The organism is Arthrobacter parietis (assembly GCF_039530425.1).
Taxonomy (GTDB): domain Bacteria; phylum Actinomycetota; class Actinomycetes; order Actinomycetales; family Micrococcaceae; genus Arthrobacter_D; species Arthrobacter_D parietis.
The window spans coordinates 782,882-808,305 of record NZ_BAAAON010000002.1 but is presented as its reverse complement, the minus strand read 5'-3'; the positions used below and the strand labels follow the sequence as shown (position 1 = coordinate 808,305).

21 protein-coding genes are annotated in these 25,424 nt (G+C 63.5%); 18 read left to right on the top strand and 3 right to left on the bottom strand.

The genetic code is table 11. The annotated features are described in order from the left end of the window. Positions 1-19: 19 nt before the first annotated feature. Both pknB and ABFX19_RS11885 read right to left on the bottom strand, forming a co-directional pair. The gene (gene pknB, locus ABFX19_RS11890; RefSeq protein WP_277357831.1) at positions 20-2,125 is read right to left on the bottom strand and encodes a Stk1 family PASTA domain-containing Ser/Thr kinase; all 2,106 of its coding nucleotides are present in this window, start codon (positions 2,123-2,125) and stop codon (positions 20-22) included. A gap of 91 nt (positions 2,126-2,216) precedes the next feature. Further along, positions 2,217-3,794 carry a LysM peptidoglycan-binding domain-containing protein gene (locus tag ABFX19_RS11885; protein ID WP_346028376.1) on the bottom strand — a complete coding sequence of 526 codons (1,578 nt, stop codon included), beginning with the start codon at positions 3,792-3,794 and terminating at the stop codon, positions 2,217-2,219. A gap of 270 nt (positions 3,795-4,064) precedes the next feature. On the opposite strand from ABFX19_RS11885, the gene ABFX19_RS11880 reads away from it, so the two are divergent. Further along, a complete protein-coding gene (locus ABFX19_RS11880) occupies positions 4,065-4,418 on the top strand; it encodes an Rv2175c family DNA-binding protein (protein WP_056547110.1) in 354 nt (117 codons plus the stop codon). A gap of 9 nt (positions 4,419-4,427) precedes the next feature. On the opposite strand, the gene ABFX19_RS11875 is transcribed toward ABFX19_RS11880, so the two are convergent. Further along, complete coding sequence (locus tag ABFX19_RS11875; protein WP_346028375.1) at positions 4,428-5,537, bottom strand: polyprenyl synthetase family protein; 1,110 nt, start codon at positions 5,535-5,537, stop codon at positions 4,428-4,430. A gap of 93 nt (positions 5,538-5,630) precedes the next feature. On the opposite strand from ABFX19_RS11875, the gene dinB reads away from it, so the two are divergent. The 17 genes from dinB (at position 5,631) to ABFX19_RS11790 (ending at position 25,371) form a co-directional block, all read left to right on the top strand. Next, a complete protein-coding gene (gene dinB / locus ABFX19_RS11870) occupies positions 5,631-6,908 on the top strand; it encodes a DNA polymerase IV (RefSeq protein WP_346028374.1) in 1,278 nt (425 codons plus the stop codon). 177 nt (positions 6,909-7,085) lie between these two features. Further along, a complete protein-coding gene (locus ABFX19_RS11865; protein ID WP_346028426.1) occupies positions 7,086-7,463 on the top strand; it encodes a DUF3040 domain-containing protein in 378 nt (125 codons plus the stop codon). Between the two features lie 284 nt (positions 7,464-7,747). Beyond that, positions 7,748-8,179 (top strand): division/cell wall cluster transcriptional repressor MraZ, encoded by a 432-nt coding sequence (mraZ, locus tag ABFX19_RS11860; protein WP_056547768.1) that lies wholly within the window; start codon positions 7,748-7,750, stop codon positions 8,177-8,179. Positions 8,180-8,397: 218 nt separating this feature from the next. Beyond that, positions 8,398-9,390 carry a 16S rRNA (cytosine(1402)-N(4))-methyltransferase RsmH gene (gene rsmH, locus ABFX19_RS11855; protein ID WP_346028373.1) on the top strand — a complete coding sequence of 331 codons (993 nt, stop codon included), beginning with the start codon at positions 8,398-8,400 and terminating at the stop codon, positions 9,388-9,390. After that, positions 9,387-10,058, top strand: coding sequence for a cell division protein FtsL (ftsL, locus tag ABFX19_RS11850; RefSeq protein WP_346028372.1), 672 nt, complete (start codon positions 9,387-9,389; stop codon positions 10,056-10,058). Before rsmH ends, ftsL begins: the two co-directional genes overlap by 4 nt. Before the next feature lie 35 nt (positions 10,059-10,093). Continuing rightward, positions 10,094-11,884 (top strand): peptidoglycan D,D-transpeptidase FtsI family protein, encoded by a 1,791-nt coding sequence (locus ABFX19_RS11845; RefSeq protein WP_277357825.1) that lies wholly within the window; start codon positions 10,094-10,096, stop codon positions 11,882-11,884. Between the two features lie 51 nt (positions 11,885-11,935). Further along, positions 11,936-13,537, top strand: a complete 1,602-nt coding sequence (locus ABFX19_RS11840; RefSeq protein ID WP_346028425.1) for a UDP-N-acetylmuramoyl-L-alanyl-D-glutamate--2,6-diaminopimelate ligase — start codon at positions 11,936-11,938, stop codon at positions 13,535-13,537. Positions 13,538-13,543: 6 nt separating this feature from the next. Next, on the top strand, positions 13,544-15,067 hold the full coding sequence (locus ABFX19_RS11835; RefSeq protein WP_277357824.1) for a UDP-N-acetylmuramoyl-tripeptide--D-alanyl-D-alanine ligase: 1,524 nt from the start codon (positions 13,544-13,546) through the stop codon (positions 15,065-15,067). Further along, entirely contained in the window at positions 15,064-16,167 is a 1,104-nt protein-coding gene (gene mraY / locus ABFX19_RS11830) for a phospho-N-acetylmuramoyl-pentapeptide-transferase (protein ID WP_056547130.1), read from the top strand. The genes ABFX19_RS11835 and mraY overlap by 4 nt, the downstream gene beginning before the upstream one ends. Beyond that, the gene (gene murD / locus ABFX19_RS11825) at positions 16,149-17,729 is read left to right on the top strand and encodes a UDP-N-acetylmuramoyl-L-alanine--D-glutamate ligase (protein ID WP_277357823.1); all 1,581 of its coding nucleotides are present in this window, start codon (positions 16,149-16,151) and stop codon (positions 17,727-17,729) included. The genes mraY and murD overlap by 19 nt, the downstream gene beginning before the upstream one ends. Beyond that, positions 17,729-19,099, top strand: a complete 1,371-nt coding sequence (gene ftsW / locus ABFX19_RS11820; RefSeq protein ID WP_277357822.1) for a putative lipid II flippase FtsW — start codon at positions 17,729-17,731, stop codon at positions 19,097-19,099. Before murD ends, ftsW begins: the two co-directional genes overlap by 1 nt. Positions 19,100-19,116: 17 nt before the next feature. Beyond that, positions 19,117-20,232, top strand: a complete 1,116-nt coding sequence (murG, locus tag ABFX19_RS11815) for an undecaprenyldiphospho-muramoylpentapeptide beta-N-acetylglucosaminyltransferase (RefSeq protein ID WP_277357821.1) — start codon at positions 19,117-19,119, stop codon at positions 20,230-20,232. After that, on the top strand, positions 20,229-21,632 hold the full coding sequence (gene murC, locus ABFX19_RS11810) for a UDP-N-acetylmuramate--L-alanine ligase (protein WP_346028371.1): 1,404 nt from the start codon (positions 20,229-20,231) through the stop codon (positions 21,630-21,632). Before murG ends, murC begins: the two co-directional genes overlap by 4 nt. Next, positions 21,629-22,531, top strand: a complete 903-nt coding sequence (locus tag ABFX19_RS11805) for a cell division protein FtsQ/DivIB (RefSeq protein WP_277357819.1) — start codon at positions 21,629-21,631, stop codon at positions 22,529-22,531. The genes murC and ABFX19_RS11805 overlap by 4 nt, the downstream gene beginning before the upstream one ends. A 178-nt stretch (positions 22,532-22,709) precedes the next feature. Beyond that, on the top strand, positions 22,710-23,909 hold the full coding sequence (ftsZ, locus tag ABFX19_RS11800) for a cell division protein FtsZ (protein WP_056547145.1): 1,200 nt from the start codon (positions 22,710-22,712) through the stop codon (positions 23,907-23,909). Between the two features lie 3 nt (positions 23,910-23,912). Beyond that, positions 23,913-24,629: a purine nucleoside phosphorylase YfiH/LACC1 family protein gene (locus tag ABFX19_RS11795; RefSeq protein ID WP_346028370.1), complete on the top strand. Its 717-nt coding sequence runs from the start codon at positions 23,913-23,915 to the stop codon at positions 24,627-24,629. Then, a complete protein-coding gene (locus ABFX19_RS11790; protein WP_277357817.1) occupies positions 24,622-25,371 on the top strand; it encodes a YggS family pyridoxal phosphate-dependent enzyme in 750 nt (249 codons plus the stop codon). Before ABFX19_RS11795 ends, ABFX19_RS11790 begins: the two co-directional genes overlap by 8 nt. Positions 25,372-25,424: the final 53 nt, after the last annotated feature.

Genomic DNA, 25,424 nt, shown 5'->3' with positions numbered 1-25,424 from the left:
CTTCGCCGGTGCTTCGATCTCACGTCACGGTAATGGTGACCGTTGATCCTTCGGGATGCTCGCCCGTGAGGTCCTGGCCGGCAACGAGGCCCAGCACCGGGCGGCCGAAGGCGTAGTTCACCTTGACCGTGAACCCGGCCTCCTCCAGTGCGGCGATGGCTTCCGCCTCACGTTCGGAGAATACGTCGGGAACAGCAATGATGCGCGGGCCGTCGGAGAGAGTCAGCGTCACTGACCCGCCCGGAGGCAGCTGCCCCTCTGCCGGTGTCTGTACCAGGACGGATCCGGCCGGTACTTTGATGTCATTGACCGGCGCGGGCTCGATTAGCGGGGTCAGCCCGGCGCCCGCCAGGATGCTGACCGCTTCTTCCTCCGGCAGGCCCACAACGGAAGGAACCGAGACCGGCTCCGGTCCCCGTGAAACCGTCAGGCTCACGGGGGTGCCCGCGGGAACCTGTTCACCTGCTGCTGGAGTAGTCGCGATCACCGCGCCGTCGGCAACGGTGTCACTGAACTGCGGCGTCACTTCTCCTACTTCGAAACCGGCGGCGACCAGTGTGGCCGCCGCTGTTGCCTCAGCGAGACCGACGACCTCCGGAATCGCGAAAAGTTCCGGTCCCAGCGACACCAGGAGCTGAATCTCCTCCCAGGGCCTCACCGTAGCGGTTGCCTCCGGCTCGCTGGCGATCACAAGGCCCTCCGCGACGGAATCAGAATAGGACGGCTCCGCGCTCGAGGATAGGCCGGCCTGGGCCAGCAATGCCTGCGCTGCGCTTACTGAGCGGCTGGAAACATCGGGAACGGCCACCAGCGCGCCCGGACCCACACCGAAGAACCAGCCGGCTATTGCCGCCAGCGCTGCGAGCAGTGCGAGCAAGAGAATGAGAAAGGCATTCCTGCGCCGTGCATTGCCTGGCCGCAGGGTCTTTTCCGGGCGCTGTACGGCCCGTGCCTGCTCTTTGCGGTAGGTCTTGAAGTCCCTCGCAGCGAGCTTCTCTCGTGCGGCTGAATCCAGCTGCCGCTGCGGCATGGATCCTGCAACCGGCGTGGAGCCCAGGACTGTGGTGTGGTGGGAACTGTTTCCCAGCACAGTTGTCGGAGAGCCCGGGGCGCCGATGACCTCCGTTGGATATGGATGCGATCCCGCTACGTCTGTGGACGAGTGCGCTGCGCCGATGATCTCCGTACGTTCGGCGCCGTCGGAGGCCGCTGCTTCTTCGCCGCCTGGTGCCGAACCGGCGCGGTGGTCGCTGCCGTGGTCGAGCTCGTCATCGCTCAGGGTGGTTCGAATGTGCCGCAACTCGCCGAGGAGGGCATTGCCGTCGATAGGGCGTTCTTCGGGATCAACCGCGGTGCACCAAAGCACCAGTTCGTCGAGGTCCTCTGCCAGTCCCGGAACGATCGTGGAGGGCGCGGGAACCCGCGAGTTCACGTGCTGGAACGCAACCTGGATGGGCGCTTCACCGGAGTATGGCTGCCTGCCCGTGAGGAGCTCGAACAGGACGATGCCAGCCGAATAGATGTCGCTGCGCGCGTCCGCGGCTCCGCCTGTCACCAGCTCCGGTGGGAAGTAGGCCGCCGTGCCCACCAGCGTTCCGGTATGGGTTGCGGCCGAGACCGCACGGGCAAGACCAAAATCGGCAATCTTGATTCCACCGCGTTCGGACAGCAGGACGTTCTCCGGCTTGACATCCCTGTGAATGAGCCCGGCATCATGTGCCGCTCCCAGTCCCTCAACCACTGGATCAAGAATCGCGAGAGCCTGGCGGGGCGTCAGCCGTCCCCGTTCGGTGAGGAGGTCCCGGAGGGTCTTGCCCGGTACATACTCCATTACGAGGTAGGCGACGCTTTGCCCTGGTCCGTCTTCCACGCCCTGGTCCAGTACCCCGACCACGTGCGGGTGCGAAAGCCTGGCCGCTGACTTCGCTTCGCGCTCGAAACGCTCGAGGAAGCGCTCGTCTTCTGCGAGGTGCGGATAGAGAACCTTCAGCGCGACGTCGCGTTCCAGCCGTTCGTCGGTGGCAAGGTAGACGGTCGACATGCCGCCGCTCGCCAGCCGTGAACGAACGTGGTAGCGCCCGTCTACAACGGTGTCTACCAGTGAGTCCTTCGGCCGCTCCCGCACTCTTCGATACTAAGTGAAGCAGCGGCCGGCGCCCGCACCAACACAGGTCGGTCGGGCGTCGGCCGCTGAACCCGCAGGGGGCGGTGGTCGCCTACCGGAAGTTTTTCTGGTGCGCCTTGATCGCTGCCACATAATTCTTGGTGTCTGCGAACATGCCGTGGGTTTTCACCGAATACTGGCCCTGGTAGTAGGACGCGATCGCTGTATCCAGGTTGGGGCTGGTCCGGATCAGCGCCTTGATGATCGCCACACCGGCGGTTGCATTGTCATAGGGATCCAGCAGATTCAGCTTCCGGCCAACGAGATCGGAAGCCCATTCGCCGGACATCGGGATGACCTGCATGGCACCGATGGCGTTCGCCGGTGAGACAGCCCGCTGATTGAACCCCGACTCCTGGTAGGAGAAGGCGAGCGCAAGGCTTGGGTCTACGCCCATTTTGCGGGCAGTGTCAGCGACAATCGCTTTCATCTGGGCCTGCGAGGGAACCGGAAGGCCGTTCAGCGTGTGCTTGTTCTTATTGGCTTCCGCAACCACTGCATCCGGGTAGGTGTAGTGGAGGAAGGTCGATGGAACGAGGTCCGCCGGCTTCTGTTCCGGGGCAGCCTTGGACCCACCGGGGATCGTGAGCTTCTTTCCGGGGTAGATGATGGTGGTGGCGCTCAACTTGTTGGCGGAGAGCAGCGCGCTGAGGCTGACTCCATGCCTGCCGGCGATGCCGCCGAGCGTATCGCCGGCCTTGATCGTGTACGAGCCGCCGGCCGTTGGGGCGGACGGCTTCGGTGCTGCGGGCTTCGGACTTGTCTGAACAGCTACGCTCGACCCGCCGGTCAGCTTGATTTTCTGGCCAGGATGAATGATCGAGCTCATGGAGAGCCCGTTCGCCGAAAGGATGGATCCCAGACTCACATTGTGGCGGGCAGCGATCGCACCCAGCGTGTCACCTGGTTTCACCACATAAGTTGCTCCGGATGCCGATGCGGCGAGCTTTGGAGCTGACGGCTTGGGGGTTGTCGCCTTGGGCGCCGGCGCCGGCGTTGCGGATGAACCCGAGAGCTTGATCTTCTGGCCCGGGTGGATGATGGACGTCATCGACAGCCCATTTGCCGTCAGAACCGACGAGAGGCTGACACCGTGGCGGGCAGCGATTGCTCCCAGAGTATCGCCGGACTTCACTGTGTACGTTGCGGAGGACTGCTGCTTGGGCGGAGCAGTCTGCTTCACCGGAGCCTCAGATGCCGACGAACCCGCCAGCTTGATCTTCTGGCCGGGGTGGATGATGGAGTTGACCTTCAACCCGTTCGCTTTCAGGACCGCGTGCATGCTCAGCCCGTGACGGACTGCGATGCCGCTGATGGTGTCTCCCGCACGGACCACGTACGTTGTGGCGCTGCTCTGCATGGGAACAATCCGCGGTACCTGCGTTGCCACCAGGGCCGCGGGAATCATGGCGCCGGTCGCACTGGCAGCGGCCGGCATGGTCTTCAATGGCTGGTACGCGCTATGGCCTGCGGCCGGCGCGGCGGCTGCCGGTGCTGCAAGTGCAAGCGACGAAAGAACGACGGCGGGTATCGCTGCGGAAGACACTGCGATACCGATTCCACGGTTTCGGAAAGGCGTGGTGCAGGCGGCTGGCACGTTCAGCGGCGATGACGGGCGCTGGGCGGTCATGGTCTGTCCTCATCTGTAATGGCGGGCTGGGCCGCATGGCAGGGCAGGGAGCAACAGTCGATGCCGCCGTAATCCCCGAACCCCATGGTGCAGTTGATACACAAGTTGTTACTGTTACCTGTGTGACTTATGTGAATCTACACCATGGGTCGTTTACCACAACAGCTCAAAAAGTCTCAGTATTTGCGCAGTTTCGGCGCGTCGGTGATTCCATCCTGACTGCAGCTGCTGAGTGGAGTTAGGGCAGCAAGGCATGGCACGCTTAAGGGCGTGAATACACTGGAGAACCTCGTGGGCAGCTGGCTCACCCTTCCCGATGTCGCGGAAGCGCTTGATCTGTCCATCACCAAGGTTCATGGACTCATCAATGAGCGGGCGTTGGTGTCGGTTCGCGTTACTGATCGTGGAATCCGCTCAGTGCCTGCGGAATTTATCGATGACGGGCACGTCCTGGAAAGCCTCAAGGGGACGGTCGTTGTACTCGGCGACTCAGGGTTCTCGGATGAAGAGATCATTCGCTGGCTCTTCACGGAAGACGAGTCTCTGCCGGGCCGGCCGGTCGATGCGCTGAAAGCGGGGCGCAAAACCGAGATCCGTCGCCGTGCGCAATCCTCGGCGTGGTAGCCGCCCTGTTCAGGCCACTCGCGTAACGGCAGCTTCCGCAAGAACGGAGAGCGCGTCTCTGCAGGGCGGATCGAGGGGGAGTGCCTCCAGCGATTTGTAGCTGGCGCGGGCACGTTCGGCTATCAACGCCTCCACCTCGTCGCGGGCACCTGTTGCGTCAATGATGCGCTGCAGTTCCAGCACTTCGTCCTGGCTCAGGCCTTCTCGGCCAAGGCCGGCATTGAGGGTCCTGGCCTGGTCTGCGCTGCAAGCCTGCAGCGCCTTGGCAATCAGCACCGTTCGCTTTCCCTCCCGCAGGTCATCGCCGGCGGGCTTGCCGGTGAGCGCCGGGTTGCCATACACGCCCAGGAGATCGTCCCGCAGTTGGAAAGCTTCCCCGAGGGGGAGTGCAAAGCCGGAGTAGCCGGCGAGCAACGACGGCGATGCTCCCGCGAGAGCGCCCCCAATGCACAGCGGATGCTCCGTGGAGTATTTGGCGGATTTGAAGCGCACGATGCTCAGTGCCTGCTGAACTGCAACATCCGGGTGCCGATCAGGCCCGACTGCCTCTTCCAGGAGATCCAGATACTGGCCGGCCATGACTTCCGTGCGCATCCTGTTGAATATTGCGCGGGCTTCAGCGGTTCGCTTAGGTGCGGCGGTGATCGAAGCGAATGCTTCTTCGCTGAGAGACAGGCACAGGTCACCCGCGAGGATCGCAGCGCCGGTTCCGAAATGTCCGGCATCCAGATGCCAGCCGCCGTCGTCATGAAGGGTCTCGAACTGTTTGTGCACACTGGGGGCTCCGCGCCTGAGATCCGAGCGGTCAATGATGTCGTCATGAATGAGCGCAGCTGCCTGAAACAGTTCCAGGGACATGCCCGCCAGAACGACGCCGTCGTCATCCGCTGCGCCTCCGGCGCCTCGCCAGCCCCAGTAGCACAGCAGCGGACGCATCTTCTTGCCACCGGAGGCCAACCGTTCTATCGCATCGACAAGCACTGCACTGTCGGACGACACCGTTTCGAGGATGGACCGCTGCGCTGAGAGGAAGCGGGAGGTAGCTTCGGTAAGCGACTTCCTGAAGCGATCCTGCTCATCCTGCACGGGAGTGGAAAGAGCAGCGATACCGTCAGTCATAGGCTCAGTCTAGGTGCTGCCCTCCCAGGCGAAGCTGCTTCAGGTGCATCCCGCCCACCGATTCCGTGGGCGCGCAGCAGTAGGATGGTTCGCATGCCCGTCCGTTCCGACCTCGCGGGAATCGAGGACGCGGATTGCACAATCCTCCATGTGGACATGGACGCCTTCTATGTCTCAGTGGAGTTGCTTTCCCGCCCAGACCTGCAGGGCAAGGCTGTTATCGCCGGCTCGCCGTCAGGTCGGTCGGTGGTGCTGTCGGCCTCCTACGAAGCACGGCGGTTCGGGGTGCGCTCCGCGATGCCCATGGTCAACGCCCTGCGGCTCTGCCCCCATGCCGTCGTCCTCGAACCGCACCACCACCTTTATGCCGAGGTGTCGGCGTCCGTCATGGAAATCTTCGGCTCAGTCACGCCTATGGTGGAACAGCTGAGCGTCGACGAGGCTTTCCTCGACGTCGCCGGGTCGATCCGGCGACTGGGTTCACCCAGGACAATCGGCGAGTTGATCCGAACAATGATCCACCGGGAACTTGGAATAACGGCGAGCGTGGGTATTGCCTCCACAAAGTTTGTCGCGAAAATTGCTTCCACCCGCGCGAAGCCGGACGGGCTGCTGCTGATTCCAGCGGCGCGAACCGTGGAATATCTCCACACCCTTCCGGTGTCGGCGCTCTGGGGTGTCGGCGCCAAAACCCAGGAGGTTCTTGCACGGTTGGGGATCAGGACCGTGGAGGACGTCGCGCGCACTCCCGTGTCGGTCCTCCAGCGGACTCTCGGCGCCACCGGTGCCCATGTCCACCGGCTTGCCTGGGGGCAGGACCCCCGTCCGGTAACCGTCAGCAGGCAGGAGAAAAGTATCGGTGCCGAGGAAACGTTTGCATCCGATGTCGATGACGATGATCTCCTTCGGGCAGAACTGCTTCGCCTGTCGCACCGCACAGCCACGCGCCTTCGTTCCGCAGGGCTGCAGACAGGAGGGGTGTCACTGAAGGTTCGCTACGCTGACTTCTCCACCCTGACCCGGTCACGGCGCCTCCCCGAACCTGCCGACAGCGCGCATGCCTTATATGCGGCAGCGTGTCAGCTCCTGGAATCGCTGGGTGAGCGCCCGCTGAGCGTTCGGCTCATCGGAATCCGGGCGGAGCGGCTCGAAGGCGCTGCGGGCACTTCACATCAGCTGACGATCGACCGCCAGGATGACAATTGGCGCCTCGCAGAGCAGGTACTCGACAAGGTGAACGGCAAATTCGGTGCGTCGATGGTCTTGCCTGCGCGGCTGCTCAAACCGCCGTCCGGCGCGAGGGGCGGGCACCCTGCCGACGGGCAGCCAAAACGCCGGGATACCGGCGCGCAGGGGCCGGCCGGCGGGTGACTGTGGCTTTCCCTTCGGGTGATTGCAAACTATCCTTAGCAGTAGGGATCAATTAGGCGTTGACCCACTCAGATCAGCATGCTGAAGCGCATCGCGGCGGCAGCAGCCGGGAACCAGTTCACGGCTGAACTCGTTGTTGGGTTTGAGGGATTCGGTATTAGTAGCAAGGAGGCAGTGATGGCACTCTCGGAACACGAGCAGCGGCTGCTTGACCAGTTGGAACAACAGCTTCATGCCGACGATCCCAAGTTCGCCCACTCCATGGCATCAAACACCGGTCGCCCGATGTCCACGCGCCGCATCGTGCTCGGATCGCTTGTGACCGTCGCTGGCTTGGCGGTCCTGCTTTTGGGCATCTGGAATCAGTTCATCCCGGTAGGAGTGGCGGGTTTCCTCATCATGGGTGCCGGCGTGTACTACGCCACCACAAGGTCGAAGGTGGACGGCGCGGCCCCTGGTGCCGGTAAAGCTGCAAAGGCCTCCAGCTCTCCGCGTGGCAGTTTCCTCAGCAGTCTCGAAGAAAAGTGGGACGAGCGTAAACGGGACCAACCCTAAACCACCCACTTCCTCCACTTTCCCCCACAGGGCCGGCCGAAAGGCTGGTCCTGCGGCATTTAATGCGGTTCGACCCGGAACTGATCAATCGCTGACCCTGTTGCCCCCCAACTACCCTCCACTCTCCACCACACGCCAGATACCGCACAGCTACGCGGATTTCCCGGGCGAACGAATCGAGAAACGCTCGGAGGGACATTGACTGTGGAGGATTGTGGAGTAAAGTGGAGGTTATAAGAGCGTAGTGGCAGCGCTTGGCTCTCATGACGGACGGGCGGTGGCGAATGTTCCTCGGAACACACTCGCCGCGGTTGGACGAGAAGGGACGGTTGATCCTTCCGGCCAAGTTCCGCGACGAGCTGAGCGAGGGTTTGGTTCTGACCCGGGGGCAGGAGCGCTGCATCTACGTTTTTAGCCAGCGGGAGTTCGTCAAGGTCCATGAGCAGATGCGTGAGGCGCCAATCTCATCGCGTCAGTCCAGGGACTACATTCGGGTATTTCTGTCGGGTGCCTCGGATGAGGTTCCGGACAAGCAGGGCAGGGTAACCATCCCCCCAATGCTGCGGACCTACGCAGGGCTGGACCGGGAGCTCGCAGTGATCGGAGCGGGAAGCCGCGCGGAGATCTGGGATGCGACCGCCTGGAATGACTACCTCGAAGAGAAGGAAACCGCCTTCTCTGAAACAGACGAAGATGCACTGCCGGGAATTATCTGACAGCTGCGAACAAGCGAGACACAGAGCAGTACAGCAAGACCGAGTTGACCGAGGATCTTCGATGAGACCTCCAGCCGCCCAGCCGGCCGACTACCTGGATCACCTTCCCCGGAGCCAGGCAGGCGGAAGCCCGGAGCGGATGGGGATCTGATTGAAGTACCAAGGCAACGGATTCACGCAGGCTCAGCCTGAACAGGACAGCAGGAAGGAGCGGGTGAATGGGGGAGGAGCGTCCCACTCAGGAGCGGCATACTCCCGTTCTGCTGGATCGGTGCATCAATCTCCTCGCTCCCGCGATCGAGGCCGCCGGTGAGGGGGCCGTCGTCGTCGATGCGACCCTCGGCATGGGTGGTCACTCCGAGGCACTGCTTCAGCGGTTCAGTGAACTTCACCTCGTGGGTATCGACCGCGACCGGCAGGCCTTGCGGCTTGCCGGAGAGCGGTTGGCACCGTATCGGAACCGCACCGACCTCGTCCATGCGGTGTACGACGAAATCCCTTCGGTCCTCGAAGACCTCGGCATCGCACGGGTCCACGGTGTGCTCTTCGATCTCGGTGTCTCGTCCCTTCAACTGGACGAGCGTGACCGCGGATTCGCCTACTCCTATGACGCCCCCCTCGACATGAGGATGGACACGAGCACCGGGCAGAGCGCCGCGGATGTCGTCAACACCTACTCCGAGGAAGAGCTGCGACGCATCATCCGTACCTGGGGCGAGGAGAAGTTCGCAGGACGGATTGCGTCCGGAATCGTCTCGGCCCGGGAGGCAAAGCCGTTCACCACGACGGGCGAGCTGGTCGAGGCAATCCGCTCCGTGGTTCCCGCGGGAGCGGCAAGGACCGGAGGTCATCCGGCGAAGCGGACCTTCCAGGCTCTGCGTATCGAGGTCAACGAAGAGCTCACCGTGCTGACGCGTGCTATTCCTGCCGCACTCGAATCGACGGACGTGTTGGGAAGAGTGGTTGTGATGTCCTACCACTCCCTTGAGGACAAGATCGTGAAAGCCGCGTTCTCCGCGGGAACGCGATCGTCCGCACCCGTCGGATTCCCGGTGGAGCTCGAGGAACACAAGCCTTACCTCAAGACATTGACCAAGGGCACGGAGGCTCCTACCGACCAGGAGATCGCTGACAACCCGCGCGCCGCATCGGCAAAGCTCAGGGCAGTGGAACGCACCAGATCCAACACAACAGACAGGAACGCGAGATGAGCCAATCAGTGCAGCAAAGGCCGTCTGTGCGTCACAGCGCTCATGCAGCGGCCGGCGCAGTAGCCGGAAACACCGCCCGCGCGCTGCAGCACCCGGCAGTGTCCAGTCCCGCGGTGCAGCCGGGACGGGAACGACGCCGGACCCCACTCTCGGTGGTCCCGGCCGCACCCACGCGTGGCCGGGTCCCATTCGCTGTGTTCTCCATGGCCGCGCTGATCGCAGCCCTGGTGGTGGTGCTCATGCTGAACATCTCCGTCTCGAGCAGCCAGTACAAACTGGTCTCGCTGCGCGGTGAAGAGGTTGCACTTGCCGAGCGGAACCAGGCGCTGACGCAGCAGCTGGAGAACCTCCGCGCACCGCAGAACCTCGCATCAGCGGCGCACGAACTCGACATGGTGGCCTCCCCGAATTTTGGGACCATTGATGTAAATTCGTTGGCAGTCACCGGAAGCCCGGAGCCAGCCAAGGAGTCGGATGCACCGCCAGTTCTCGTGCCGGCACCTGCCGTGAACGTGCCGAGCCAGGCCGCCGCGCCGACGCCTGCGAATGAGCCGGCGGAACCGTCCGCACCAGCGGAACCCGCCGTACCGGACGCGGCCGCCGCACCGGAAGCGACCGTCGACGACGGGACAATCCCCGCACCGGCGCAGACTAAGCCCGGACAGTAAGAGACCGCAGTACACCAACGCAGCGAGGAATCACGGTGGCACCAGCCGACAACCCCCAACATGAAACATTACGGGTCGCGCTCGGAGCCGCTAGGCTCAGGGTCGGACTGGCCTTTGTCCTGATTCTGCTGCTGGTCCTTGGGGTTCGCCTTTTCCAGGTCCAGGGCCTCGACCCCGACGGAATGGCGCAGGTCGGCCTGAACAAGCGACTGGTTACCCAGCAGGTGCCGGCACTGCGTGGCAGCATCCTTGATGACGAGGGCAACGAGCTGGCGCACACGGTGCAGCGCTTCGATATTGTGGTTGACCAGACGCTCAGCGGCGGTGAAACCTTCGACCGGTACAACCGGGAGACCGGTAAGCGGGTTGAGGACATCCCCATGGAGCAGGGGTTCGAGGAGCTCTCAACAATCCTTGGAGAGGACGTCGCCACGCTCAAGTCCTCCATCCTCGGAGACGCCAAGTTTGCCTTCGTTGCGCGTTCGGTGACGCCCGACATCAGGAACCAGGTGCTTGCTGTCGGGATGCCGGGAGTCTACGCCGACCCCACGACACTGCGCACGTACCCATCGGGAGCAGTAGCGGGCTCGATTCTAGGGTTCATGAGCGGTGACGGACGCGCCCTGAGTGGAATCGAACTCACCCAGGAGGAACAGCTGACGGGGACACCGGGCAGCCGCACCTTCGAGATCGGCGGCGACGGTATACGCATTCCATACGCGACCAACGAGGACGTGCCCGCACAGGATGGCCAATCGGTGCGGCTGACCATCGATCAGGACCTCCAGTACTTCGCACAGCAGACCATTGCCGCGCAGGTCGAGGACTACAACGCCGAATGGGGCAATATTGTTGTTGTGGAGGCCAAAACCGGTGCCATCAAAGCGATGGCAGAGTCAACCACGCCCGACCCCAACGACTATGCGGCGACTGCTCCTGAGTTTTGGAAGCCGCTGTCAGTCACCGCCTCCTTTGAGCCGGGTTCAACCACCAAGCTGATCACCATGGCTGCCGCGCTGGAGGAGGGGATCATCGAACCGACCAGCAGGTTCGAAACACCGCCCACCTATACCGTGGACGGGCAGACCTTCAAGGACGCGTTCGAGCACGGGACGGAAAAGCGCACAGCGGCCGGTATTTTCGCCAAGTCCATGAACACCGGAACGGTCATGATCGGTGAGCAGCTGAGCAAGCAGCAGCGCTATGACTGGCTGCGAAAGTTCGGCATCGGCGAACCGCTCAATGTGGGGCTCAACGGCGAGACGGCAGGGATTCTCCCGACGCCGGACTCGTGGGATGAACGCCAGCAGTACACCGTCCTCTTCGGTCAGGGACTCGCGCAGACCGCATTGCACACCGCCATGGTGTACCAGGCCGTCGCCAACGACGGCGTCCGACTGCAGCCCCGCCTCATCGACGCCTACATCGATGCAGACGGCACCGAGCACGTCGTTCCGCAGGCAGAGGGTACAAGGGTGGTGTCCCAAGAGACGGCGGATCAGCTTCACACCATGCTGGAAACCGTCACGGTGGAAGGGTCCGGAGCTTCTGGAGCACTCGAGCAGTACCGGGTGGGATCCAAGACGGGTACCGCTGAAGCGCCCAGTCCACAGGGCGGCTATGACGGCTACACTCTCTCCTACGCCGGAATGGCCCCGATGGAGGACCCGCAGTACATTGTCGTCGTCACCCTTCAGCGGCCTCAGGGTGACCTGTACTATCTGGTTCCGGGGGAGTCCTTCCAAAAGGTCATGAAGTATGTTCTGAACTCGAACAACATCCCACCCTCGACCGGTAAGCCCGAGACTTACCCGGTCAAGTACTGAACCGCGTAAGCAGGCCCCAACGTGTCCACAAATGAAGAGTCCGCTGCGCTCATGCGTCCGGACGCCGTCGTCCCCCGCACCATGGATGAGGTGCTTGCCGAGCTCCCGTCGGAGCTCGCCCGCGTGCAGCTCGTAACCGGACCCCACGACGGCGGTGCGCCCGCTTCGATCACGGGCGTCACCATTGATTCCCGGGAAGTTCGTGCCGGCGACCTCTACATTGCACTGCCGGGCACGGGTCGCCATGGGGCTGACTTCACCGGTCAAGCCGTTGCGGCCGGAGCCACGGCAGTGCTCACGGATGACCAGGGAGTGGCTGTCGCCGAGCCGGCGCTGAGCGGCTCGAGGATTCCGCTGTACCGGGCAGCACCGGTGCGGGATTACGTCGGACCACTTGCCGCCGTCGTTTTCAATAGCCAGCCGGCCGGCAGCCGTCCCGTGCTCTATGGGGTGACCGGCACCAATGGGAAGACCACCACGACCTACTTCCTGACTGCACTGGAGTCGGCGCTCGGCAGGAGTACCGGACTGATCGGAACCATCGAGATCCGGGTAGGGGAAACGGTTATCCCGTCCATCCTCACTACGCCCGAATCTCCGCAGGTGCACGGCATCCTGGCGCTGATGAGGGAGCGGGGTATCGAAGCTGCTGCCATGGAGGTTTCCTCGCATGCCGTTGAGTACCGTCGTGTCGACGGAGTGCACTTTGACGTTGCGGGCTTCACCAATCTGACCCAGGACCATCTGGATCTCCACGGAAGCATGGAAGAGTACTTCGCCGCGAAGGCTGCCCTGTTCCGGCCGAACCGGACCCGCCGCGCCGTCGTCCTGATCGACGATCCCTGGGGGCGCCGCATCGCGGACCAAGCCGGCGTCGAGACGCTTACGGTGTCAGTGACCGGTGCGTCGGAGGCGGATTGGAACGTCTCGGAGATACAGCGCACCGGCCTCGGACATACCTTCACACTCATTGGTCCGCAGAGACAGCAGTTGCGGCTTCGCTGCGGCCTCCCCGGCACCTTCAACGTAGCCAACGCCGCTCTGGCTGCGGTGATGGTTCTGGCTTCGGGCGTTGAGGCGGATACGCTCCAGCGGGCTGCGGACGCGCACGATCCGTTCACCACCCAGGTACCCGGCCGCATGCAGCTGATTGCTGAGCGTCCGGCTGCCATTGTTGACTTCGCACACAATCCCGACGCGTTGGAGCTTACGCTCGACTCGGTGCGCGTGCCGGACGCCGGCTCCCGTGTGATCGTGGTTTTCGGCGCTACCGGGCAGAGGGACGTCTCGAAGCGCCCGATCATGGGCGCCACGGCAGCCAGGCGGGCCGACGTCGTGATCATCACGGATGACGATCCCCATGATGAGGACGCGGCCGGCATCCGTGCGGACGTGCTTGAGGGTGCTCGCGTTGCACGGGACGGCGAGAACCTGTCGTGCGAAATCATTGAGGTGTTCCCGCGTGCTGCGGCTATTGATCGAGCGGTGGCTCTTGCCCGGCAAGGCGATGTGGTCCTTGTCGCCGGGCGTGGCCATGAGGTGTGGCAGGAGGTCAAGGGCGTGAATCTTCCACTCGATGACCGGGTTGAGCTGGCGGCCGCATTGACACGGCACGGATTCTCTGCGCTTTCCGGCAACAGGATAGAGTCCTAGATCGTCATGATTGAATTCAGCGCAGCCGACATCGCGGCAGTCACAGGCGGAACGCTCTCCCTGTCGGCTCAAGGGGCTCCTTCTTTGGTTGTCCATTCAGCCACCACCGACTCTCGGGAAAGCCGCCCGGGTGGTCTCTTCATCGCAAAGCCGGGTGAGTCCACAGACGGCCATCACTTCGTCTCCAGTGCCTTCGCGAACGGTGCGGTCCTGGCCCTTGTCGAGCGGCCGGTAATGGACGACGCCGGCACTGACTTCCCCGCTGTGGTGGTGCCCGATGCCGTGGAGGCAATGGGCCGGCTCGCCGGAGAGGTGGTGCGCCGCCTCCGTGCGCACTCACCACTGACGGTCATCGGCATCACGGGTTCAGCGGGCAAAACCACCACGAAGGACGTACTTGCGCAGCTTCTCCGCCAGGAGGGGCCCACCGTTTCCCCCATCGGCTCGTACAACGGTGAGATTGGGGTTCCGCTGACGGTTTTCTCCGCCGAGTACGGCACCCGCTACCTGGTCATTGAGATGGGCGCCACGGGCGTCGGGCACATCGAGTACCTTGCCTCCATGGTGCAGCCGGACATCGGAATAGTCCTGTGCGTCGGATCCGCGCACGCGGGTGAGTTCGGCGGCGTCGACATGATTGCCAAGGCCAAGGGGGAGCTGCCGCGGTCCCTTGGTTCAAACGGTGTGGCCATCCTTAATGGTGATGACCGGCGGGTACTGGCGATGGCTGATCAGACCCAGGCACAGACCGTCCTCTTTACCGAGGACTCCACCTTTGACGAGCCGGGCAGCAGTGTCGTCCGTGCTGCGGATGTAACGCTCTCCGTCGAAGGTAATCCGTGTTTCACCCTGCACCTCCCGGACGGTGGTCGTCACGAGGTTCGGCCGCTGCTGATCGGACGGCATCATGTCGCCAACCTCCTCGCGGCCGCTTCCGCTGCCCACCTCCTCGGGATTCCGGGGGATCGAATCGCTGCCGGACTGTGCACCGCCCGGGCGGTCAGCCGCTGGCGGATGGAGCGTACCGACAGGCCGGACGGCGTGACGGTGATCAATGACGCCTACAACGCCAACCCGGAGTCGATGCGTGCGGCGCTTGCGACGCTCGCCGAGCTGGGGCGCGGCCGTCGCACCTGGGCAGTACTCGGTGAGATGCTCGAGCTGGGCGAGGACTCCATCACTGCCCACGATGCACTTGGCAGGGTGGTTGTCCGGCTCAATATCTCCAAGCTGCTGGTTGTCGGGTCCGGGGCCAAAGCACTCCACACCGGAGCAGTACTGGAAGGATCATGGGGAGACGAAGCGGTCTTCGTTCAAGATGTCTCCCAGGCCGAGGAAATCCTCGATCGGGAACTGCAGCCGGGTGACCTTGTCCTCGTGAAATCCTCGAATGGTGCCGGTCTCCGCCATCTGGGTGATCGGCTAGCATTGGCGTCAGACAACTCGTCGGCGGTGCCAGAAGCAGCCCCGGGATCACAGGCTGAATTGAATGGACCCGGTCCAATGAACCAAGGGGGGCCCTCGCTGTGATTGCGCTGTTGATTGCCTCCGCCTCCGCATTGCTTCTTGCACTTGTCGGCACACCACTTTTCATCAGGCTCCTCGTCCGAAAGAGCTACGGCCAGTTCATTCGCGACGACGGCCCAACGGCCCACCATACAAAGCGCGGGACGCCCACCATGGGCGGTGCCGTCATCGTCGGATCGGTTGTTCTCGCTTACTTCGCCACACACCTGATCATGATGGCGGCGGGTGGCTCCGACGGGCCGACCGTGTCCGGTCTCCTGCTGCTGATGGTCACCGTAGGCATGGGAGTCGTCGGCTTCTTCGACGACTACATCAAGATTTCAAAGCAGCGAAGCCTGGGACTCAGCGCACCGGCGAAGATCATAGGGCAAACCCTGGTGGGTGTTTTGTTTGCCGTGCTGGCCCTGAACTTCCCGGATGAGAATGGACGTACGCCGGCGTCGACTGCTATCTCCTTCGTCAGGGATACAGCAGTCGACCTGGCATTCGCCGGTTCGATTATCGGCGCCATCCTCTTCGTTCTGTGGTCCATTCTCATCATTACCGCCGCAACGAACGGCGTGAACCTGGCGGACGGCCTGGACGGACTGGCCACCGGTGCATCAGTCTTTGTCTTCGGCGCTTACATGCTGATGGGCATCTGGCAGTTCAACCAGAGGTGCGCATCGCCGGAGGTTCCAACCAACATCTGTTACGAGGTCCGCGACCCCCTGGACCTGGCGCTGATCGCCGGTGCGATGTGCGGAGCTCTGGTGGGATTCCTCTGGTGGAACACCTCACCGGCCAAAATTTTCATGGGAGACACCGGATCGCTCGCGATCGGCGGAGCAATTGCGGGATTCGCTATTCTCTCCCGCACCCAGCTTCTCCTGGTCATCATGGCGGGGCTGTTCGTCATGATCACGCTGTCCGTGATCATCCAGGTAGGCTTCTTCAAACTGTCCGGAGGCAAGCGGGTCTTCAAAATGGCGCCGCTCCAGCATCACTTCGAGCTCAAGGGGTGGCAGGAAGTCACGGTGGTTGTGCGGTTCTGGATCCTTGCCGGACTGTTCGTCGCTGTCGCGCTCGGTATCTTCTACGCTGAATGGGTTGTACTTCTGTGAGTGGTACAGGTGCCCAGGAGAGCTCTGACCGCCTTGAAAGCCTGACGTCGTGGGACGCTGACTGGGCAGGGCTACGCGTCGTGGTAACGGGGATCGGCCTGTCCGGTTTCTCTGCCGCTGACACGCTGATCGAACTCGGTGCACGGGTTGTGGTGTGCGACTCCTCGGATTCCGAAGAGAACAGGGCGAAGGCGGACACCCTTCGCATCGTCGGGGCAGTGGACGTCCTGCTCGGGGCCGAGGCCGCTGCTACGCTCCCACAGGTGGACGGCGAAGCGCCTGAACTGGTGGTGACCTCTCCCGGTTGGCGTCCTGATCAGCCCCTGCTCGCTGCGGCCGCCGCTGCCGGAATCCCGGTATGGGGTGATGTCGAACTCGCATGGCGCGTACGAGTGCGCCGGGGCAGGTCCACCGCTGAGTGGTTGACCATCACCGGAACCAATGGCAAGACAACCACTGTCACCTTGGCGGAATCGATGCTCCGCGCCGGAGGCCTTCGCGCCATCGCCGCGGGGAACGTCGGCACGCCGCTGCTCGACGCCATCCGGGACCCGCAGGGCTACGATGTGATCGCCGTCGAACTCTCAAGTTTCCAGCTGCACTGGAGTTCGAGCCTCGCGCCGCTCGCCAGTGTCTGCCTGAATCTGGCCGAAGATCACGTGGACTGGCACGGAGGATTCGAAGCCTACCGGGCGGCCAAGGCAATGATCTACGAGAACACCCGCGTGGCCTGTGTGTACAACGCCGAAGACGAAGCCACCGAGCGGATGGTGGAGGATGCTGATGTCCAGGAAGGCTGCCGGGCGATCGGCTTCACCACCAATACCCCTGCCATCAGCATGCTCGGGGTTGTAGACGGTCTGCTGGTGGATCGTGCGTATATCGAACAGCGGAAGGATTCAGCGGCGGAACTGGCCTCGGTGACGGACCTCGGGGAAGTGGTTCCCCGCCACCTCGTTGCCAACGCCCTGGCAGCGGCGGCCCTGGTGCGGGCAGCGGGCGTCCCGGCGGCCGCTGTGCGTGAAGGCATCCGTAACTACCAGCCGTCCGGGCATCGAATCGAGCTTGTTGCGGCACGGGACGGCGTGCTCTGGATCAACGATTCCAAGGCAACCAATCCGCACGCGGCACACGCAGCCCTGTCCTCCTTCTCCAGTGTCGTCTGGATTGCGGGTGGGCTTTCCAAGGGCGTCGACTACAACAGCCTGGTCAGGGATAACGCAGCCCGCTTCAAGGCGGCTGTCCTTATCGGCCGCGACAGTTCTGACCTAGCCGCTGCTCTCAGCCGACACGCGCCCGATGTTCCCGTGATAGTTCCAGCCGCGGGTCACACTGGTAGAGACGAGCTGCCGTCCCAGCACTCGAGTTCAGACGGCGTTCAGGCAATGCGCGCCGCTGTCACCGAAGCGCTGCGTATCGCCGTTGACGGCGACACTGTTCTCATGGCGCCGGCAGCAGCGTCGATGGACCAGTTCCCTTCCTACGCTCACCGTGGCACCGCATTCATCGAGGCGGTTCGCGGGATTGTGGAGGGGCAGGGATTCACCGCTAAGGAGTTGTAATGGTCAGCACGCCCACCCGGCATCCGCGCCGGAGGCCGGCGGCGCGGCAACACTCCGGCAGCAGGGGCTCGTCCCGGGTCAACGCTTCTGGCAATCCTGCGGCGGATGCCATTGCGGCGCGCCCGGAGCGCAAGGGCGTTCTTGGTGCCTTCGGACGCATGTGGCGCTTTCTCGAGGGTTCGGACCGGCAGACCAGCGGCTCCAGCTATTACATGATTCTCGGCGCCACGCTGGCGCTGACGGCCATCGGGCTCATGATGGTGCTCTCGGCGTCGTCTGTTGAATCGATTGCCAATGCAGCATCCACGGTCGAGCCAACTGATGAGGGCGCGATCGTCTTTGACTTCTTCTTCAAACAGAGCATGTATGCGGTGCTCGGCGTGGTGCTGATGCTCGTCCTGTCCAGATTGGGGCCGCGGGTTTTCAAGTTCCTTGCGTGGCCGGGGCTCGGCGTCGCTATTGTCCTGCTGGTACTGGTGCTGCTCATTGGCGAGAACATCAACGGAAACCAGAACTGGATCCGGATCGGCAACCAGTCTCTTCAGCCTTCAGAACCCGCAAAGCTCGCACTCGCGTTGTGGTGCGCCACGGTCCTGGAACGCAAGCGCGGCCTGATCCGTGACTGGAAGCACGCGCTCATACCTGTAGCACCGCTCGGAGGAGTCATCCTCCTGCTCGTGATGCTGGGCGGTGACCTCGGTACAGCGATCATCCTCGGAATGATCATGGCAGCTGCGCTGTTTTTTGCCGGCGCACCAATGAAGCTGTTTACGCTGGTCGGCCTCCTCGGAATTGCCGGCGCTTTCGGCGCCATCCTCCTCAACAGCACACGAAGTACCCGCATCCAGGCCTGGCTCAGACTGAACTGCGAAAGCGCGACGGATCCCTGTTTTCAAACGAACCAGGGGCTTTTCGCACTGGCGTCCGGGGGCTGGTGGGGAGTGGGAATCGGCCAGAGCCGGCAGAAGTGGAACTGGATCCCGGAAGCGCACAATGACTTCATCTTCGCCATCATCGGTGAAGAATTCGGGTTGATCGGTACCCTCGTAGTGATCGCGCTTTTCGGAATCCTCGCGGTGGCAACCCTCCGGGTGGCACGGCGTTACACCGACCCCTTCGTGCGCATCCTCATGGGCTCCATCCTCGTGTGGCTGATCGGCCAGGCCTTTGTGAACATCGGCATGGTCACGGGCGTTCTTCCCGTCATCGGTGTGCCGCTGCCGTTCATCTCCTACGGCGGTTCTGCCCTCACCTTCACGCTTGCCGCCGTCGGTGTGCTCCTTGCCTTTGCGCGGCGGATGCCGCCCGCCGTGCCTGGCACTGCCGGACCGGCCGTCAGCTCCAACCAGACTTCTGCAAGCGACAAGTGAAAGATCAAGAGAACCCATTGACTGAATCTGCTGCCCTGTCGGTCGTGCTCGCCGGCGGGGGAACTGCCGGGCACATCAGCCCATTGCTAGCCATTGCACGAGCTCTGGTCGAGGCCCGCCCGGACGCCCGGGTGCTTGCCGTCGGAACGGCCGCCGGAATGGAGACCCGCCTTGTTCCTGCGGCCGGTTTCCGGCTGGAAACCATTGAACGGGTGCCCATGCCCCGCCGTCCGTCCGTCGATCTGTTGAAACTGCCGGTCCGTCTGGTCCGAGCCGTGCGGCAGGCGCTGAAGATTATCGACGCGGCGCAGGCTGACGTCGTCGTCGGGGTTGGCGGGTATGTGTCCACGCCGCTCTATCTTGCGGCCTGGATCCGCCGCGTTCCCGTGGCCATCCATGAAGCTAATGCCCGCCCCGGCCTGGCCAACCGGCTTGGCGCGCGTATTGCCCGGAGCGTTGCGGTGGCATTCCGCGGCACCGGACTGCCGGACGAGCAATGGGTGGGCATGCCCATGCGGCGGGAGATTTCCACCCTGGACCGGGCGGCCGCCCGTCGGAAAGCGCGGGTAAGCCTTGGGCTGGACCCGGATCGTGCAACGCTCATCGTGACCGGCGGTTCCTCCGGCGCTGCGAGCATCAACCGGGCGGTCGCCGCAGCGGCGCCAAAAATGGTCGATGACGCAGCGCAGGTACAGGTGCTTCATATCACCGGACGCGGCAAGCAGGTTCCCGGCCCCGACGGCGCGCTCCTTGCTGCCGAGGGGTACCGGCAGGTCGAATATGTGGACGGTATGGAGAATGTCTACTCGGCGGCAGACCTGCTGTTGGCGCGTGCAGGCGCAGCAACCGTCTGTGAAGTTGCGGCAGTCGGGTTGCCCACTGTGTTCGTGCCCTTGCCGCACGGAAACGGTGAGCAGCGGCGAAACGCTTCGGGGCTGGTGGACGCAGGCGCCGCCCTCATGATCGAGGATGCGCAGCTTACTGGTGACTGGCTGCTTACCGAAGCCCTGCCGCTGGTGCAGGACCCTGTGCGTCTCGAGAACATGTCCCGGGCCGCGGCGCCGCTCGGTGTGCGCGACGCGGACGTCCGCATGGCGGAGCTCATCATCGACGCCGCGGGAGGCCGCTCATGAGTGCAGTTATCCAGGATCTCGGCCGGGTCCATTTCATTGGGCTCGGCGGAGCGGGCATGTCCGCTGTGGCGCGGGTCCTCCTCGGCCGCTCAGTAGCGGTGTCAGGGTCCGATGCCGCTGACTCGCGCGGTCTGCAGGCTCTCGCCGCGCTGGGCGCAACGGTGCACGTCGGCCACGAGGGAGCGAACGTCGGTGCCGCAGATACCGTGGTGGTTTCCAGCGCAATCCGGGAGACCAACCCCGAGCTCGTTGAAGCAAAAACGCGCGGCCTGCGCGTCCTGCATCGTTCGGAAGCGCTTGCTGCCGCGATGGACGGGCGGAAAGTGGTTGCTGTTGCCGGCACGCATGGCAAAACCACGACGACGGCGATGATCACCGTCATGCTGCAGGCCGCCGGAACCCGTCCATCGTTTGCGATCGGTGGGGACGTCGCGGCGCTTGGAGTCAACGCTGAATGGGCGGATGGGGAAGTCTTCGTGGCGGAGGCAGATGAGTCGGACGGCTCTTTCCTCAACTACCGTCCTCACGTTGGCGTTGTCACCAACGTCGAGGCGGATCACCTGGACCACTATGGGTCCGCTGCTGCAGTGTACGAATCGTTCGATCGGTTCGCTGCGCTGCTGCCGGCCGACGCCGGCGTGTTGGTAGCATGCCGTGACGACGACGGCGCTGCCGCCCTGGCGGCGCGAATCGCCGGTTCCCGCCGGGTGCGGACCTACGGCTACTGTGCCGGCGCAGACGTTCGAATCAGCAACACCCGCGCGCTCGGCAGCACGTCGAACAGCGTCCTTTCCTTCTCTATCGATGGACTCGACAGCCAGCAGGAACTCCAGCTGGGGGTGCCTGGGCGGCACAATGTCCTGAATGCGGCAGCGGCGTTCAGCGTCGGGTTGGAGTTGGGCGTGGATCCGGCTGCTGCTGCCGCGGGCCTCGCATCCTTTTCCGGTGCTGCCAGACGGTTCGAGGCTAAGGGTGAAGCAGGCGGTGTGCGCGTCTTCGATGACTACGCCCATCACCCCACGGAGGTGGCGGCCGCGCTGGGCGCTGCCCGGACCGTCGCGGGAGACCACCGCGTGCACGTCCTGTTTCAACCGCACCTTTTCTCCCGCACTCAGGAGTTTGCCAAGGAGTTCGCCGGCGCTCTGTCACTGGCTGATACGGTGCGCGTGCTTGACATCTATGCCGCAAGGGAAGACCCGGTGGAGGGAGTGACGAGCCGGCTCATCAGCGACCGGCTCACGGTTCCGGGCGGGTACGCGCCCGATGCAGACGAGGCACTGCGGGAGATGGTCATTACGGCGCAGAGCGGTGACATCATTCTGACGGTCGGAGCAGGCGACGTTACCCGCTTCGGTCCGCTGCTGGTTGACCTCCTTGCAGGAAAGGGGCATCCACAGTGACAGCACGTCCTCCGCGCAAGCCGGGCAGGGCATCGACGCCGGCCAACACAGCGTCGGGAAATGAAACCATCACCGCCGAGAAGCAGGTGCATCCTCCTCAGTCCAGCAGAATGCGGGGAAGCAGAATATCCGCATCGAAAGAAGCACCTGTTGCCCTGTTGGACCGCGAGGACGACGACGGCACGGTCATTGCTTTTCCGGAACCTCCCGGCCGCCGGCGCAGGAGGTGGTGGCTGACGGGCATCATCTCAACGGTGCTGATCGTCGCGGGCGTAATCGCCTATCTGGTGTTCTCACCGGCGCTTGCAGTACGTTCCCTCGAGGTTCAGGGGAACCAATTGGTACCGGAGGACCAGATTACGGCGGCACTGGAGCCGCTGATGGGAAGGTCTCTGACCCAGATCGGGGACGACGACGTCCGCACACTGCTAGAAGGGTTCGCTCCGATCGAGAATATCTCCGTGGCCGCGGCACCACCGTCCACCCTGAGCGTGACTGTCACGGAGCGCACCCCTGTTGCAATCCTTGAGAGCGGCGGTAAGTACATCCTCATAGACGCAGAAGGCCGGCAGCTCACCACGGTCACTGACAGGAAGTCCGTTGCCTTGCCCCTCATCGACGGAGGTACGAATGCCGTCAACAGTGCGGTCTTCTCGTCAATTACCGATGTCCTTGCCGCCCTGCCCGCAGCTATCCGGGAGCGCCTGGTCCACGCATCGGCAAAGTCAATCGACTCCGTTGAGCTGAAGCTGACGGACGGGAAAACAATTTTCTGGGGGAGTGCCGAGGAGAACGAGGCAAAGGCCCGTGTCATCGCCGCGCTGCTTACTCTTCCGCAGCAGGATGCGCCGGTTAGCGTCTACGACGTAAGCACACCATCGAGGCCGGTAACCCGATGAGTTTTCCGACACGCGGGAGTGGTCATTGCATGCCGGTGGCCGGGCACCTAGCGTCTCAATAAGAAACTACTTGACATAACATTAACTTTCAACCTGAAGGTGAATGTTAGCAAGTTGAAGGTTGGAACCTCCAGCCCATAACCCAACCAGCGCACAGATCGAACAAGGGACACAGGACGTGGCAGCACCGCAGAATTACTTGGCCGTCATCAAGGTCGTCGGCATCGGCGGCGGTGGCGTGAACGCCGTCAACCGAATGATCGAGGTTGGCCTGCGCGGCGTGGAGTTCATCGCCATCAACACTGACGCGCAGGCACTACTCATGAGTGACGCCGATGTGAAGCTCGACGTCGGACGCGAACTCACCCGTGGACTGGGCGCCGGAGCTGATCCGGAAGTGGGCCGGAAGGCGGCCGAAGATCACGCCGAGGAGATTGAGGAAGTCATCCGCGGCGCGGACATGGTGTTCGTGACCGCAGGAGAAGGCGGCGGCACCGGTACCGGAGGCGCACCCGTTGTCGCGCGGATTGCGCGTTCTCTTGGTGCGTTGACCATCGGCGTAGTGACCCGGCCGTTTACGTTCGAAGGTCGCCGGCGCTCCAACCAGGCAGAAACCGGTATCGACACACTTCGAGATGAAGTCGACACCCTGATTGTCATTCCGAATGACCGTCTTCTGTCCATCAGCGACCGCAACGTTTCCATGCTTGACGCGTTCCGCTCAGCGGACCAGGTGCTGCTCTCGGGTGTCCAGGGCATCACGGACCTCATCACCACGCCGGGCCTGATCAACCTCGACTTCGCAGACGTGAAGTCGGTCATGCAGGGCGCAGGTTCGGCTCTCATGGGCATTGGCTCCGCCCGCGGTGAGGATCGTGCAGTCAAGGCAGCGGAACTGGCGATCGCCTCGCCGCTCCTCGAAGCTTCCATCGACGGCGCCCACGGCGTTCTGCTGTCCATTCAGGGCGGATCGGATCTCGGGCTGTTCGAAATCAACGAGGCAGCGCGCCTCGTGCAGGAAGTTGCGCACCCGGAGGCAAACATCATCTTCGGTGCGGTGATCGACGACGCACTGGGAGACGAGGCGCGGGTCACGGTTATCGCAGCAGGTTTCGATCAGGTGGATGCCACGTCGCAACCAGCAGCGCCCGCGGCAAAGCCGGCCTCAGCTCCCGCCATCGGGCGCGAGTCCGCACCGGCTCCGCAGACCGTCGCGGCAGGAGCAGGCTACGGTTCGTGGTCGCAGCACTCGTCCAACGGACGAGGCAACGATGTTCCGGGTGACGCCGGGTTCGATGTGGACCTGCCGGCCGTCGTCGAGCCTGACTACTCGACCGGACGTTCCGATGACCTGGACGTTCCCGATTTCCTGAAGTAGCCGTTGTTCTTCTGGACATCGCTCGTAGCGCCCGGTATCCGGGTTGCCTTCACTGATCGTGGCGCGGGAAACCTCGCTCCGCGCATCGGGGGCAACCCGGATGCCGCCGTTCGTTCCAGGCAGGCGCTGGAGCTTGAACTCGGAACTGGCCCTGGTTCACTCCGTTTCATGAACCAGACCCACTCGACCGTCGTAGCAGAGGCAGGATCCCAGGACGTGCCCGAGGCTGATGCCCTGGTGAGCCCGACCGGCACGGACCCACTCGCCGTCCTCGTTGCTGACTGCGTTCCGGTGGTGCTCGTCGGGTCCGCTGCCCGTCATGAACCCGTGACGGCGGTCATCCACGCCGGACGAAGAGGGGTTGAAGGAAACATAGCCGGACGCACAGTTGCTGAACTGCAGCGCCACGGGGCGGAATCCATTTCAGCGTGGATCGGGCCGTCCGTGTGCGGCCGGTGCTACGAGGTGCCGACGGACATGCGCGAGGAGGTTGCCCAGGCCGTGCCACTGACTCACTGCAGCACACATTGGGGGACACCTTCGCTCAACCTTCCCGCCGGTGTTCGCGGTCAACTCGAGGCACTCGGAGTTTCCGTGCAAGATCTCGGCGGGGGCGGCAATCCGTGCACGCTTGAGAACGAAAGTCTGTTCTCCCACCGTGCCGTCCGGCAGGGTAGGCCGGCGGGCCGTCTGGCAGGGTTGGTGTGGCGGGATGGCTGACACCTCGGGAAGGCGCGCTGAACTGGAGGCCAACCTTCAGCGGGTCAACAAACGGATTGATGACGCGATGGCGGCATGCGGAGGCAGGAACAGACCTACGCTCATTGTCGTGACCAAGTTCTTCCCGCCGCAGGACCTTCTACTGCTCCATGAGCTCGGGGTTCGGGACGTCGGTGAGAACCGCGACCAGGAGGCTGCTGTCAAAGCCCGGGAGGTTCCGGATCCGGAACTGCGCTGGCACTTCATCGGCCAACTGCAGACCAACAAGGCCCGGTCGGTTGTGGGCTACGCCCACTCCGTGCACTCCGTCGACCGCAGCTCCCTGGTGAGCGCTCTGGAAAAGGCGATGGCAGGTCGCGCCGAACACCCTGATTCGCCTGCGGGAGGAACTACGCGCGGCCGTCCTGCAGTGTTGGACTGCTTCGTCCAGGTCAACCTGTCAGCCGAGGGCACCGGTCGCGGAGGAGCTCATCCTTCCGATGCGCTTGAAGTTGCCGCGCGGATTCATGACAGCGATCATTTGCGCCTGGCGGGAGTGATGGCCGTTGCGCCGCTTGGCGGGGACCCCCGCGAAGCCTTCAGCCGGCTCGCTGGCCTATCCTCGGAGCTCGTCTCCCGTTATCCGGCGGCAAGCGGCATCTCGGCTGGGATGAGCGGTGACCTTGAACATGCTGTCGCGGCCGGTGCGACACACCTTCGCGTCGGCTCAGATGTCCTCGGTGCCCGCCCGCCCGTGGGGTAGCGTCAACGCTGTAACCGCGGGGAATCTCAGGAGGTGCCTGGGCGGTGTTGAAT

What these genes read in the sequence shown, in the direction of transcription:
- ABFX19_RS11875 (WP_346028375.1), bottom strand. Translation starts at nt 5,537, where the DNA reads ATGACTGACGGTATCGCTGCTCTTTCCACTCCCGTGCAGGATGAGCAG.
- ABFX19_RS11840 (WP_346028425.1), top strand. Translation starts at nt 11,936, where the DNA reads ATGCGTCCGGACGCCGTCGTCCCCCGCACCATGGATGAGGTGCTTGCC.
- ABFX19_RS11790 (WP_277357817.1), top strand. Translation starts at nt 24,622, where the DNA reads ATGGCTGACACCTCGGGAAGGCGCGCTGAACTGGAGGCCAACCTTCAG.
- dinB (WP_346028374.1), top strand. Translation starts at nt 5,631, where the DNA reads ATGCCCGTCCGTTCCGACCTCGCGGGAATCGAGGACGCGGATTGCACA.
- ABFX19_RS11885 (WP_346028376.1), bottom strand. Translation starts at nt 3,794, where the DNA reads ATGACCGCCCAGCGCCCGTCATCGCCGCTGAACGTGCCAGCCGCCTGC.
- ABFX19_RS11835 (WP_277357824.1), top strand. Translation starts at nt 13,544, where the DNA reads ATGATTGAATTCAGCGCAGCCGACATCGCGGCAGTCACAGGCGGAACG.
- ftsW (WP_277357822.1), top strand. Translation starts at nt 17,729, where the DNA reads ATGGTCAGCACGCCCACCCGGCATCCGCGCCGGAGGCCGGCGGCGCGG.
- rsmH (WP_346028373.1), top strand. Translation starts at nt 8,398, where the DNA reads ATGGGGGAGGAGCGTCCCACTCAGGAGCGGCATACTCCCGTTCTGCTG.
- murC (WP_346028371.1), top strand. Translation starts at nt 20,229, where the DNA reads ATGAGTGCAGTTATCCAGGATCTCGGCCGGGTCCATTTCATTGGGCTC.
- murD (WP_277357823.1), top strand. Translation starts at nt 16,149, where the DNA reads ATGGGTTGTACTTCTGTGAGTGGTACAGGTGCCCAGGAGAGCTCTGAC.
- ABFX19_RS11865 (WP_346028426.1), top strand. Translation starts at nt 7,086, where the DNA reads ATGGCACTCTCGGAACACGAGCAGCGGCTGCTTGACCAGTTGGAACAA.
- ftsL (WP_346028372.1), top strand. Translation starts at nt 9,387, where the DNA reads ATGAGCCAATCAGTGCAGCAAAGGCCGTCTGTGCGTCACAGCGCTCAT.
- mraZ (WP_056547768.1), top strand. Translation starts at nt 7,748, where the DNA reads ATGTTCCTCGGAACACACTCGCCGCGGTTGGACGAGAAGGGACGGTTG.